The organism is Peribacillus sp. YIM B13472, assembly GCF_042788005.1.
GTDB lineage: Bacteria > Bacillota > Bacilli > Bacillales > DSM-1321 > Peribacillus > Peribacillus simplex_E.
Window position 1 is genome coordinate 44,986 of the sequence record NZ_JBHZPG010000002.1, and the last position, 13,174, is coordinate 58,159.

At 42.1% G+C, this 13,174-nt stretch carries 13 protein-coding genes and 3 pseudogenes; 13 read left to right on the forward strand and 3 right to left on the reverse strand.

The features are described from left to right. The first annotated feature begins 47 nt into the window (after positions 1-47). From ACFX4I_RS01910 to ACFX4I_RS01920, 3 genes are all read left to right on the forward strand, one after another. Positions 48-791, forward strand: coding sequence for a WecB/TagA/CpsF family glycosyltransferase (locus ACFX4I_RS01910; RefSeq protein ID WP_230301796.1), 744 nt, complete (start codon positions 48-50; stop codon positions 789-791). Between the two features lie 18 nt (positions 792-809). Beyond that, entirely contained in the window at positions 810-1,913 is a 1,104-nt protein-coding gene (locus ACFX4I_RS01915) for a glycosyltransferase family 4 protein (RefSeq protein WP_377418795.1), read from the forward strand. Positions 1,914-1,989: 76 nt separating this feature from the next. Continuing rightward, the gene (locus tag ACFX4I_RS01920) at positions 1,990-3,039 is read left to right on the forward strand and encodes a glycosyltransferase family 4 protein (protein WP_309519651.1); all 1,050 of its coding nucleotides are present in this window, start codon (positions 1,990-1,992) and stop codon (positions 3,037-3,039) included. A 218-nt stretch (positions 3,040-3,257) separates the two neighbouring features. Here ACFX4I_RS01920 and ACFX4I_RS01925 read toward each other — a convergent pair whose 3' ends face one another. After that, positions 3,258-4,280 (reverse strand): LCP family protein, encoded by a 1,023-nt coding sequence (locus tag ACFX4I_RS01925; protein WP_230301799.1) that lies wholly within the window; start codon positions 4,278-4,280, stop codon positions 3,258-3,260. Between the two features lie 178 nt (positions 4,281-4,458). Continuing rightward, positions 4,459-5,094: a YigZ family protein gene (locus ACFX4I_RS01930; protein WP_283932377.1), complete on the reverse strand. Its 636-nt coding sequence runs from the start codon at positions 5,092-5,094 to the stop codon at positions 4,459-4,461. A 616-nt stretch (positions 5,095-5,710) separates the two neighbouring features. On the opposite strand from ACFX4I_RS01930, the gene ACFX4I_RS01935 reads away from it, so the two are divergent. From ACFX4I_RS01935 to flgN, 8 genes and pseudogenes are all read left to right on the forward strand, one after another. After that, on the forward strand, positions 5,711-6,853 hold the full coding sequence (locus ACFX4I_RS01935; RefSeq protein WP_377418798.1) for a sensor histidine kinase: 1,143 nt from the start codon (positions 5,711-5,713) through the stop codon (positions 6,851-6,853). A gap of 47 nt (positions 6,854-6,900) precedes the next feature. Beyond that, the gene (locus ACFX4I_RS01940; RefSeq protein ID WP_101223770.1) at positions 6,901-7,584 is read left to right on the forward strand and encodes a response regulator; all 684 of its coding nucleotides are present in this window, start codon (positions 6,901-6,903) and stop codon (positions 7,582-7,584) included. A gap of 201 nt (positions 7,585-7,785) precedes the next feature. Then, a complete protein-coding gene (locus tag ACFX4I_RS01945; protein WP_377418801.1) occupies positions 7,786-8,628 on the forward strand; it encodes a DegV family protein in 843 nt (280 codons plus the stop codon). Between the two features lie 123 nt (positions 8,629-8,751). Further along, positions 8,752-10,143 (forward strand): ATP-dependent helicase ComFA, encoded by a 1,392-nt coding sequence (locus ACFX4I_RS01950; RefSeq protein WP_377419140.1) that lies wholly within the window; start codon positions 8,752-8,754, stop codon positions 10,141-10,143. After that, the gene (locus tag ACFX4I_RS01955; protein WP_377418804.1) at positions 10,136-10,828 is read left to right on the forward strand and encodes a ComFC family protein; all 693 of its coding nucleotides are present in this window, start codon (positions 10,136-10,138) and stop codon (positions 10,826-10,828) included. The genes ACFX4I_RS01950 and ACFX4I_RS01955 overlap by 8 nt, the downstream gene beginning before the upstream one ends. 95 nt (positions 10,829-10,923) lie before the next feature. Then, positions 10,924-11,337, forward strand: a complete 414-nt coding sequence (locus ACFX4I_RS01960; RefSeq protein WP_377418807.1) for a TIGR03826 family flagellar region protein — start codon at positions 10,924-10,926, stop codon at positions 11,335-11,337. 216 nt (positions 11,338-11,553) lie between these two features. Further along, complete coding sequence (gene flgM / locus ACFX4I_RS01965) at positions 11,554-11,817, forward strand: flagellar biosynthesis anti-sigma factor FlgM (RefSeq protein WP_283932376.1); 264 nt, start codon at positions 11,554-11,556, stop codon at positions 11,815-11,817. A 77-nt stretch (positions 11,818-11,894) separates the two neighbouring features. Continuing rightward, a pseudogene (flgN, locus tag ACFX4I_RS01970) lies at positions 11,895-12,191 on the forward strand (flagellar export chaperone FlgN); the annotation flags it as partial. Between the two features lie 59 nt (positions 12,192-12,250). Here flgN and fliS read toward each other — a convergent pair. Beyond that, a pseudogene (gene fliS, locus ACFX4I_RS01975) lies at positions 12,251-12,439 on the reverse strand (flagellar export chaperone FliS); the annotation flags it as partial. Between fliS and ACFX4I_RS01980 the strand changes: the two are divergent. Together ACFX4I_RS01980 and fliT are read left to right on the forward strand one after the other, a co-directional pair. Beyond that, positions 12,439-12,600 (forward strand): annotated as a pseudogene (locus tag ACFX4I_RS01980) (flagellar export chaperone FliS); the annotation flags it as partial. The pseudogenes fliS and ACFX4I_RS01980 sit on opposite strands and share 1 nt — an antisense overlap. Next, complete coding sequence (fliT, locus tag ACFX4I_RS01985) at positions 12,600-12,944, forward strand: flagellar protein FliT (protein ID WP_377418810.1); 345 nt, start codon at positions 12,600-12,602, stop codon at positions 12,942-12,944. The pseudogene ACFX4I_RS01980 and the gene fliT, both read left to right, overlap by 1 nt. The last annotated feature ends 230 nt before the right edge of the window (positions 12,945-13,174 follow it).

Sequence of the window (13,174 nt, forward strand, 5' to 3'; positions counted from 1 at the left end):
ATACCCCACCCTTTAGATGTATAGTACATATGAAAGGCTGAAGTGAAATGACAGAAAAGTTTGTTGAGATACTATCCATACCATTCATTGATAGCAATATGGATGAATTCATGAATGGAATGATCTATCCAAGATTGATGAATCAGGAAAAAACGTTTATCGTTACGGCAAATCCGGAAATAGTTGAGTATGCAAATGAACATCAGGATTATAAAGACATCATTATATCGGCTGATTACATCACTCCGGATGGCGTTGGTATTATTATGGCCTCTAAATGGCTAAATCAACCTTTACAAGAGCGGATTACTGGATTCGACTTGATGAATGAATTATTTCGGGTCGCTGATGAAAAAGCGCTGAAGGTATACCTGCTTGGAGCGGAGGAAAGCGTGATTGAAGCAGCGGCCCTGAAAGTAAAAGAATCATACCCGGGCCTCGAGTTGGTGGGATACAACCATGGTTACATTGATATAAAAGATGATACCCTGCCTAAGTCGATAGCGGATCTTGAACCTGACATCATTTTGACTGCATTAGGGTTCCCTAGGCAGGAAAAATGGGTTTCCAAGCACTATGGGCTATTCAATAAGGGGTTATTCATGGGAGTTGGGGGAAGCTTTGATGTCCTTGCGGGAAAGGTGAACCGCGCCCCGGTTATCTGGCAAAAGATGCGTCTTGAATGGTTGTACCGATTGATCCAGCAACCTTCGCGGTGGAAACGGATGCTTGCGCTGCCAAGATTCGTTTTAAAGGTTAAGCGGTTAAGGAAAACGGTGCAGCGTTCCTGAACATAAGGAGTGGACTGGATGAGAATCTTGCACTTAAACGCTGGGAATGAAACTGGCGGCGGAATGTTTCATATTATGTCCTTACTGAACCAATTGAATAAAGAGGAGTGTTTGCTTGGTGTATTTGAAGATGGTGAACTTTACCGGCGGGCCATGTCTTCCGGGATACAAACCGAACTTTTCAGGCAACATTCCAAATATGACCTTTCAATTTTGAAACCTTTACGGGACTTTATCCGTCTAAATAATATAGACATCATCCATACACATGGTCCGCGGGCGAATATTTATGGTGCCTTTATAAAGCGCCTCATTAAATGCCCTTGGCTTCTTACTGTTCACAGTTCACCCCATCATGACTTTTTGGGGCAGGGTGTAAAAGGGAAATTGTTTACCGGCCTTCATGTAAGGTCATTTCAATATGCCGATCATATACTGGCAGTTTCCGACCGTTTTAAGCAGGACTTGATTGACCAAGGAATCCATTCGTCAAAAATAACAAAGATCCTAAACGGAATTGACTTTGAAAAGGAATTGCCTTTCCCGCTTCAAAGAGAAGATTTCGGGTTTGGGAAGGATGATTTCATCGTCATCATGCCTGCAAGGCTTGAACCGGTGAAAGGTCATGAATTTGCTTTAGCTGCATTAAGTGAAGTGGTATCGGAATTCCCGCATGTAAAGCTGTTGCTTGCAGGGGACGGGAGCAGGAAATCCGCTCTGGAAGAGATGGTCTCGGAAAAGGGATTATCCGATCATGTGCACTTTTTAGGGTATCGTGAAGATTTAGAACGAATCTACCCGTTAGGGGACATCACATTATTGACTTCATTAAGCGAAAGTTTTCCACTGGTTTTACTTGAAGGAGCAAGATCGGGTCTTCCGGCAATCACAAGTGATGTCGGAGGTGTACAGGAATTGATTCCCGATCGGGGCAAGGGCTGGATTACGGATATCGGCAATGTCGAACAGCTGAAATTGGCCATCTGCAATGCTATAGAATTAAAAAAATCCGGGGACCTGACAAAGATAGGGTCGGATTTACAAAAATTTGCAAAAAACAACTTTTCTATAGAGATTTTAGCCAAAAACGTATATAATGTTTATTTGAGGATGAAAAATTAAAATAAGCATTTATATATAGGTTTTCATATAGATCGATACGGGTATTAGATTTTTAGTGGAATTGAGGTGGTTCTTGATGTTAATAGGGGCCTTGTTGGTAGCCTTTTTATTATCCATTTTTTTGACTCCTTTTGTCGGAAAGCTGGCCTTTAAATTAGGAGCTACCGATAAACCGAGTGAGCGAAAAGTGCATAGTAAAATTATGCCGCGCATGGGCGGTTTAGCTATATTTTTGAGTTTTTTCATTACCTTCTTACTTTTCATGAATGACTTTCGGGAGCAGTTGCCCCTTCTGGTGGGAGCCCTTGTCATCATTTTGATCGGAATGGCTGATGATATTTTTGAATTAAGAGCTGCACCTAAATTCCTTGGTCAGGTTTTGGCGGCCCTCATTATCGTATTATGGGGCGGTCTAGAAGTGGAATTCATCAATTTGCCGTTCTTTACCGATACACTTGAATTTGGTGTTTTAAGTATACCGATCACAATTTTGTGGATCGTCAGCATCATTAATGCAATCAACCTGATAGACGGACTGGATGGCCTTGCAGGCGGTGTCTCAACGATCGCATTAGTGACAATTGCAACTATGGCCCTTATTAAAGGGGACCTATTTGTTGCTATGGTCGCATTGATCGTGATTGGAAGCACTCTTGGCTTTTTGAAATATAACTTTCATCCTGCAAAGATTTTCATGGGAGATACAGGTGCATTATTCTTAGGTTACATTATTGCCGTTCTATCCCTGCTAGGGTTTAAAAACGTTACGATGATTTCCTTGATCGTACCGATCATCATTTTGGGTGTTCCCATTTCGGATACATTTTTCGCGATTATCCGCAGGGTCGTCAATAAACAGCCGATCTCGGCTGCTGATAAATCCCATTTACATCACTGTTTGATAAACTTGGGATTCACTCATAAGCAGACTGTCTTGCTCATTTACGCTTTAGCTGCTTGCTTTGGCTTAGCGGCCATAATCTTTTCATTTGCAACGATGTGGGGAGCTTTGATCCTTGTGACGGGACTCCTGCTGATCATAGAGATTTTCGTGGAGAAAATTGGCTTGGTCAATTCAAACTATCAGCCGTTGCTCAAGATGCTCAACTTTAAAAACAAGCCATGATCGTTATGGAAATAGATTAATAGATTAGCTAATTTTGCTAGTGTATAAATGAAAAGCCACCAATCGTTTAAAGTAACGGTTGGTGGCTTTTTTGCTTTATTGAGTGTAGATCATTTAAAGCTGTCTGCGAAGCATGTCATTTCATATAAGTTAAGCTATATGGAGGCGAACGCTTCAAAAAAGGAAACCCCCACTCATGAGTGAGTGGGGGTTTAACTTTATTCTTGTATTTGTGATTGAACGGCTTCGGTTTGATTGCCTTCATTCGGTCCCAGGTTCAAGTGGGATTGAAGCAACAGCTTAGTGTTTGCTACTGATGTATCGTTCAGCTGATAATAATAGGTTCCGTTAATGGTAGAATCCTGACCTTCAAGTTTAATGGTTTCAAGATTGAGTCCTTTATCGGTAGTTACATATTTTATGAAACCTCTCATTTGTGAGAATTTAAGGTTCGTTGTCATATTGTCACCGACAGCTTCCATAACGTCTGTATATTTCGTCAGTGATCCAGCAGAGGTTGCTTTGGCAATGATGGCTTTTAGGACTTCCTGCTGACGCTCACCGCGTTGGATATCACTGTCCTTTTTACGTGTCCGTGCAAACGCTAATGCTTCTTCACCATTAACGGTCTGTAATCCTTCTTCGAGATGAATGGCATTCTTTTTGTCATGTGAATCGATTTCATTTATTTCATAAGGGACGTTGACTTCGATACCATCCAATGAATCAACGACATCCATGAAAGCATTAAAGTTCATGCGAACATAATAATCGACAGGGATATCGAATAACTCCTCTACGGTGTCCATCGTCGCTTTTGGTCCGCCGGCTGCGTGGGCCGCGTTGATTTTCGTGGTTACGCCTTTGGCTGGCACGTACACATAGGAATCACGTGGAATGCTTAATAGTTTGATAGATTTTTGATCTTTATTGAATGTGGCCAGAATTAAAGCATCCGAGCGGGAATTTCCTTTTAAGTCACGGTCCTTACTATCATCGATTCCTATGAAGAGAATCGAGAAATTATCTTCGAGCGGGTCGATCGCTTCACTTCGCTTTGCTGATGCTTCCACAGGGTCATAAGAATCACTGAATACATTCTGGGCTTTCATATACAGGGTTGCAGCATACGTAGAAGCCCCCAGACCAAGTACCAGCAGGGGAACAAGCAATAACCAAAGCCTCTTTCGCCTTTTTTTCTTTGTTTTTTTAATTTTATAAACACGCCTAGTAGTAGACATCTTTTTCTTCTCCTTTTAAATAACGAACATCAGACATATATCGCTATTTTTCGAATCCTGCAGTTTATATTTCGTCATATATTACACCTAATTTTACAATGATTTAATAATTTCGTAAAATAAATATTTCTTTTCAATTATATTACAGCATAAAAAAGGAAAAATATGCAGGAGTTTATCAGGCGAATTCCTCTTCCAAATAAAGCATTTCTTGCTCAGTGATATTGCCTTGACCATTTGTCAGCTCTGTAATCCAAGCGGTATATGTCTCTTTTTGTGGTTCCTCAACATAAACAAGGATATTGACCTGATCAAGGTACTGAATTTCCTTTATTTGATAAATGGAAGATCGCAATTCGTTTTCCAATTTTCCAAGCCAGGTATAGTCGACGGTTGTCGAAATGACCCGCATTAGTTTTCTTACGACCACACCAGTGGTATTTATTCCTTCTGAAGTCGCTTTGCTGTAAGCGCGAATGAGACCGCCGGCACCAAGTTTGATGCCGCCAAAATATCGTGTGACAACAACAGCGGTGTCTTTCAGTTCTTTTTTCTTAAGCACTTCCAGGATAGGGACGCCTGCCGTTCCGCTCGGTTCCCCATCATCGAGGGCTTTTTGGATTTGATCTTGTTCCCCGATCATATAAGCGGAACAATTATGTGTAGCATCTTTGTGCTTTTTCTTGATTTCCTGGATAAAGGCCTGTGCGGCATCTTCGGTTTCAACTCGGGCGATGTGGGAAATAAAACGGGATTTTTCAATGACGATTTCATGTTCGCCGCGACCCGCCACCGTTAAATATTGAGTGAGCATTACTATTCCACCTTCGTACTTCCTATTAGTTGATTTATTATAAGGCTTTGCGGAAAAAGTGGCAATGACGATTCATTTACATACCGCATGTGTAAAGAAACTTTAATATAAGAAAAAGCTGTACGTGTTATAATTAATTTCATTGCCTGTTATTGTTATTAGCTGGTCATATATGCTTAAAAGAATAACATTGTAGGAAAAACATGAGTTCTGTGCCATTATCCTGGCTTTACTTTAACGCGTCCTCTCATTTCAGGGATTTTGCCATTTAATAAATGCATCTATTTCATATGATAATCAATGGAGCGGAATACCCCATTTGATTGAAAAGGATATTTTGTATTAGGATAATAGAAATGGCTTTCTGCATTTAATAGGCAGACTTAATGGCCGGAATATGAGATGTATAGTAAATAGGTACATTTTATGGAAATCATAAAAGGGAATTAACGTATTTTTAAGCATTTTTTGGTACAATATGTTCATGAAGGTTACTTCATACAAAAGTTACCTGAAATTTAACCATTCATGAAAAAGGGAAAGAACTTTTTTCCATATACATAGTCTTTAAGTCAATAAATTGTTTAAGTCTTTTGATTTAAGTGGAGGGATCTTAATGTCCATAAAAAAGGTTGATGCTAAAGCATTGGACAAGATCTTAGAAACAATGGTGAGCACTGTTAGTGAGAGTAAGGATGAAGTCTTTGATATCGGCGAACAATGCCGAAAGGATTTCGAGTCATTATCAAAAGAGCTTGAGGATGTGAAAATCAGGGTTGCCATTGTGATAACCGACAGCGATGCATTGGATGCAAAAGCCAGGTTTGCTCGAAAAAGGCTTTCAGAAGTCAGTATGCACTTCAACCATTTTTCTGAAGAACAGGTGCGCGATGCTTATGAAAGGGCACATAAGCTGCAAGTCGATTTACAAATTAACCGGCAATTGGAGAAAGAGCTCCGTAATCGCCGGGATGAGCTTGAGTTAAGGTTAAGGGGTCTACAGCAGACGATCGATAAAGCGGTGCATCTCGTTTCGCAAATATCGGTAGTGCAGAATTATTTGACACAGGATCTTAAATTTGTGGGGGAAGCCCTTCAAGAAGCGAAACGCAAACAGGACTTCGGCCTGAAAATAATCGAAGCCCAGGAGCAGGAACGTAAAAAGCTCTCACGTGAGATTCATGATGGTCCTGCGCAAATGCTGGCAAACGTCATGATGCGCTCAGACTTGATAGAACGAGTTCAGCGGGAGAGAGGTCCTGATGAAGCGTTAGTGGAAATCCGCAGTTTAAAGGTCATGGTAAGGAATGCTTTATATGAAGTGCGCAGGATCATCTATGACCTTCGTCCTATGGCGCTTGATGATTTAGGCCTTGTACCTACCCTCAGAAAGTACCTGCAAACGACCGAAGACTATAATAATGGCGTGAATCTGAATTTCGTCAACCTTGGACAGGTCAAAAGGCTTCCTTCCGATATGGAGGTCGCTTTATTCAGGCTGGTTCAAGAGGCTGTACAAAATTCATTGAAGCATGCGGACCCAAAACAGATTCAAGTTAAACTGTCCATTTCCAAGGAGATGGTGACCGTCGTCGTCAAAGATGATGGAAAGGGGTTTGACTCTTCGATTCAAAAAGAAGGTTCATTTGGCTTGGTAGGAATGAGGGAAAGAGTCGAGCTGCTGGAAGGTGAAATGACGATCGATTCACAACCGGGGGCAGGCACTTTGGTATTTATACAAGTTCCCTACCATTTATAAATTATTGAGAATAGACATATTAAATAGAAACTAGGAGGAAGAAGCCGTTGAAGACTAGTATCATCATTATAGATGACCATCAGCTTTTCCGTGAAGGCGTAAAGCGCATATTAGATTTTGAATCATCCTTTGATGTTGTTGCCGAGGGTGATGACGGAAGCGAAGCTATGGACCTCGTTGAAACACATAAACCTGATGTTGTTATCATGGATATCAACATGCCGAACATGAATGGGGTCGAAGCAACAAAAATGCTCGTGAACCGTTACCCTGAAACAAAAGTCATCATCCTTTCCATTCATGATGATGAAAACTACGTGCAGCACGCATTGAAAACAGGAGCACAAGGTTATCTTTTGAAAGAAATGGACGCAGATGCGTTGATTGATGCTGTACGTGTAGTCGCTGAAGGCGGCTCATATCTTCATCCGAAGGTGACACATAATTTAGTTAAAGAATATCGCCGCTTAGCAGCTGAAGAGGGTGCTGATCGTGATTCCGTACATACGATAGAAATCAGGAGGCCGCTACACCTATTGACTCGACGCGAATGTGAAGTGCTTCAACTTCTAGCGGACGGGAAAAGCAACCGGGCCATCGGCGAAACTCTATATATCAGTGAAAAAACAGTCAAGAACCATGTGAGTAACATTCTTCAGAAGATGAATGTGAATGACCGTACACAAGCGGTTGTCCTAGCTATTAAAAATGGCTGGGTGGAAGTGAAGTAATTAAAGCGTTCGATAAGTCCGGCTCTTCAGATACCGCAATGCGTGCTGAAGGGCTGGATTTTTTTTGGGCTGGATGACTCGATTCTAATTCTCGGTTTCAAATTTTTGGTAATGAAGAAGGCTATTTAATGCAAATAAAGGCATTTTCAGATAGAATGGTGAATATGATACAGAGTAAATTTTTATAAGGATGGTACTATTATGAAAACCGCAGTCGTAACAGATAGCACTGCATATATACCTAGGGAAATACGTGATCGTTTACATATACATATGATGCCGCTTAATGTCATTTTTTCCAATGAAGCTTATCGGGAGGAAGTTGATATAACTGCGGATGAGTTTTATGAGGAAGTAAAGATGCAAGAGAAGTTGCCGACCACTTCACAGCCTCCAATCGGGAAGTTTGTCGAGAAGTTCGAGGAACTGCAAAAAGAATATGATGATGTTATTTCCATTCATTTATCGAGCGGCATCAGCGGAACGTATCAAGGAGCGGTATCTGCAGGTGAAATGGTCGAAGGAATTAGGGTTCATGCCTTTGATTCGGAAATCAGCTGCATGGTACAGGGGTTTTACGTGATCGAGGCGGCAAAGATGGCACTTGATGGTAAAGGTGCAAAAGAAATCATGGCAAGGCTCGAAGAAATGAAACCATCGGTAAGGGCCTACTTCATGGCAGATGACCTATCCCATCTGCAGCGCGGCGGCCGCTTAAGCAGTGCCCAAGCATTGATTGGCAGTCTGCTTCAAGTGAAGCCGGTCCTCCATTTTGTTGATAAAGTCATTGTCCCATTCGAAAAAATCCGTACAAGAAAAAAAGCGATGAAACGGATTGCCGATTTACTTGGGGAAGACGCGGCAAGCGGCGAGAAATATAAAGCCGTCATCATTCATGCAAAACGGGAAAGTGAAGCTAAAGACTGGAAAGCCGAACTTGAGGCCCGGTTCCCAAATGTCGAGTTCGACATCAGCTACTTCGGTCCAGTAATCGGAACGCATCTGGGTGAAGGTTCAATGGGGATGGGCTGGTATGAAATTTAAGTTGTGACGCCTTTACTAAGTGAAAGGCGTTTTTTTATGGAGCAAAAAGGAATCCGGGAGTAAAAAGCGAATGATAAGGAGGAAAGTAATTTATCAAGAAGTGGAGGTTGCAGTTTGAAAAACATGAGCATTTCCCCCCCTTATTCCCCGGAACTTCAGAACCATCTCACCGGAAAACACCTTTTGGCCTTCGAAATCCCCTTCTCCCAAGAACTCCTCGCAGAGCACCTCAAGAATGGGTATGTCTCGGAAACTTGCGGCGTGCAATCGGGGAACGGCAGTTATAACTGTGTACGCTGCGGAAACAAAGATCAAACGTTGTTTTATACATTCCCTTGCAAGATTTGCAATCAAGATTGCACTTACTGCCGCTCATGCATCATGATGGGACGGGTCAGTGAATGTGCAAAGCTTTATAGGTGGACCGGGCCCGGCATTCATTTTACGACTCCTGACAATGTGATGAGGTGGGCAGGCATTTTATCGGCAGGTCAACAAAATGCCTCCGACTGTGTCGTTGAAGCCGTGAATGGAAAAGATGAATTCCTGGTATGGGCTGTATGCGGGGCAGGGAAGACGGAGGTCCTATTTTCAGCGATTGAGGCAGCCTTGCATGCCGGGAAACGGATTTGTTTGGCAACACCGCGGACCGATGTCGTTCTCGAACTCTCCCCAAGGTTAAAAAAAGCCTTTCCCGCCATTGACGTCATGACCCTCTATGCCGGCAGTGCAGATAGACATGGCTTTTCGCCACTGACCGTTGCCACGACACATCAGCTTTTCCGTTTTATTGAAGCTTTCGATGTCATCATCGTTGATGAAGTCGATGCGTTTCCCTACTCAATTGATGATTCGCTGCATTATGCGGTTCATAAATCGAAAAAGGTTTCTGCGGCGACCATCTACTTGACTGCCACACCTTCGAAACGGATGCAGCGGCTATACCGAAGCGGTAAATTGAAAGCCGTCATAATTCCGGCCCGTTATCATCGTCAGCCAATTCCTGTCCCTGGAATGAAGTGGAGCGGCAATTGGAAAAAACTATTTCTTCAGCAAAAGATTCCCCCCGCAATTAACGGATGGGTAAGTGAACGCCTTAAGCAGAACATCCCCTTCCTATTGTTTTTTCCAAGCATTCAAGTGATGGAGCAGGCCATTCCGCTGTTCAAAAGACTGTCCCCAAAATTATCGATTGTCCACTCCCGGCACCCTGATCGAAAGGAAAAGGTAATGGCACTAAGGAATGGAATGATTCCAGGATTACTGACAACGACCATCATGGAACGCGGCGTGACAATTGATCGGTTGGAAGTAGCCGTGATTGGTGCTGAACATGAAGTGTTTTCTGAAAGTGCCCTTGTTCAGATTGCCGGCAGGGTAGGGAGAAGCTTTGCTAATCCTGCCGGGACGATCACCTTTTTTCATTTCGGTAAAAGTAAAGCGATGGTCGAGGCGGTTCACCATATACAAATAATGAATAAAGATGCCATGAAAAGGGGGCTGCTCGATGAGTAGATGTCTTGTTTGTGATGAGGGAATGAAGCAGGCATTGACATGGAGGAGCTTGCTTAAGCGGGCCGAGGCAAGGGCAATCTGCGAAGGATGTGAGGGGAAACTTAAAAGGATTACCGGAGAGACATGTACAATGTGCTCAAGGGAGTTGGACAGGGAATACATGACCAGTGACCTCTGTCTGGATTGTTCAAGATGGGAAAGGGATGGGGAATGGGGAGGCTATTTGTCGAATAACATATCGCTATTTCATTATAATGAATGCTTAAAAGATATTATTGCTAAATATAAGTACCGGGGGGATTATGCATTAGCTGAGGTTTTCGCCCCTTTTTTGAAAGAAAGGTTAAAGGACATGGAATTTGACCTGGTAACGGCCATCCCGCTTAGTCATGAACGTCTTAGGGAGCGGGGATTCAACCAGGGACAGGCTTTGGCAGATCTCATTGGGCTTCACACGGTTGAGACTTTGACAAGAATCCATACGGAAAAACAATCAAAAAAATCACGGCAAGAGAGAATCTCATTACCGCAGGTTTTTCAGGTCATGCAATCTGATTTGCTGGAGCATAAATCAATTTTGGTCATCGATGACATTTACACGACAGGCACAACTCTCAGACATGCAGCGAAAGCATTGATAACGGCTGGGGCCAAAGAAGTATCATCCATCACCCTGGCTAGGTGAAACAGCTTATTTTAATGAACATCCTAAAGTATCGCCGGGATTATTCGATATATACACAAAAGAATAATCGCTGTGATGGTGAAGGAGGGGCCTCGATGGAAGTATTCAACTGTCCAAACTGTAATTCGTTATTCGTTATGACGAAATTCCGGGATGTATGCGATGCCTGTTATAAAGAAGAAGAAGCCCAATATGATAAAGTGTATGCATATATTCGCAAGAAAATAAATAGAACGGCGTCCATGATGCAGGTGGTTAAGGACACCGGCGTTGAAGAAACGTTATTAATTAAATTTGTGAGAGCCGGAAAGCTGGCGCAGTTTCCCAATCCAGGAATTCCATGTGAAAGGTGCGGCGCTAACATCAAGAGTGGAAGGTTATGCGGCAAATGCGGCGATTCACTGCGATCGGATTTGCAGGCATTTGAAAATGAGGAAAAGCGCCTGACTGAAATTCAAGGAAATGATAAAAAAAATACGTACTACATGAAGGAAGATCAAAAAGGATAAATCATGGAAACATGATGCGGTATTTGTTAAAATATTCGATATTGAGAACAATATTCGACAATGGGTGTCGAAGGAAAGATTACAGGAAACAATTAAAGAAATCCAATCCTTGTCGATAATAAGGATAGGGAGAATAACACAGTCCAGAGCCATTTTCATGTGTTAGGAATCAACATAATGGATTTATAAAATCGACCGAAGGAGAGGATCTGGAATATGAAAATCAATAACGTCGGTATGACAGGTGTTAACCCTTATAAACTACAAGCCAATAAAACGGGGAATATCAAAGAATCCAAGGTCAAATCCTCGGATAAAGTTGAAATTTCTTCAGCGGCAAAAGAAATGCAGCAATCATCTCCGATTCTTGCTGCAAGACAAGCAAAAGTGGAAGAATTGAAAATCCAAGTTGAAAAAGGAAATTATAAATTGAATGCACAAGCAACGGCTAAGGGTCTCATCGATTTTTACCGGAAATGAATTTTCAATGAAAAAGCTTGAATGAAGTGGACGGAGCCATTTTCCGTCCTTCATTTATGAGCGGAGGAGGCAGGAAAATGTCTGCACGGAACATCATCGGATCGCTTGAAAAATTGATCAAGCTTCATAAAAGCTTCAATCAATTGGCGATAAGGAAAACGGCCATTTTGAAAGCAAATGATACCGAGGCGATTACTGCCCTGCTGATTTCGGAACAAAAGCATATTAAAGCCATCAGTCAAACGGGTAAGGAAAGAGAAAGGGCAGTCGAGGAATTTCTTGCAGCCAATGGAACGGTAGGACAGCCTGCCTCCATCCATACCGTAACGGAACTGACAGGACCTGAAGATACGGAAGTCCTTGAAATGCTAAAAGCTGAATTGATTGATGAAGTGGCAAAGCTGAAGGAGAGGAACGGTTTAAATCAGCAATTGAGACTCATCATATCTTTGGATACATCCGTATCCATATTCAGCGTCACCATCAATTCGCGGATAATATTTTGCGTCTTGATGATGTTCGTATTCTTCGCTTCGATATTTCCTGCTTCAATGGCTTTCTTCCCTAGCATGATGAACTTCAAACAGCCATTATAAAGCATTAATGTAAGCTCTCCCGGGGATGTATGATTTCATGAACCGGCGTCTGATCGAAGCGAATATGAAAAATGATGTTGCTGCCTTGGAAGAAGTGGAGGGACTTGTTACTGAGTTCCGGAATACTTGGAAGGAAGTAATTCAGATCAATCGGAAAAAACAATTTACCCAAAGCGGTCAAGTGTAATGGTGATTAGAACCTTTCATGATTTGACTGCTGAATTACTTGCCGTTCTGGAAGATCGCACGATCACAGAACGGGATCATAAAATAGAAAGGGTTACAAAGCTGATTGATCAGCGAGATGGACTTCTTTCTCAAATCAAACCGCCTTTTACTGGTGAAGAGCAACAGCTGGGCCGTGCAGTCATGTTGCTCAACCAACAGGTCGATCACTTGCTGAAGCTTCAAAAGCAGGAGATACAGCGGAATATCCAGGAAATAAATAAGAAGAAACGATCATCCAATAAATACACGAACCCGTATGAAAGTCTATCAGTGGATGGCATGTTTTATGATAAAAGAAATTGATTACCCTACCGTTTGGATTCCAAACGGTCTTTATGTTAATTGTTTTTAAATTTTCTGTAAATAATATAGGCTTAATTTTTTCTTTATAGCATAGCATTTGATATAATGAAGCTAGGGCAGACATCAACCCTTTCCAAACCTTCCGACAATTGTTTCATTATTTCGACATATTTCATGATGTGTTTCTAAACGGAACCGGAGGGGTATTGTAGAATCTAACTGTATAGTCT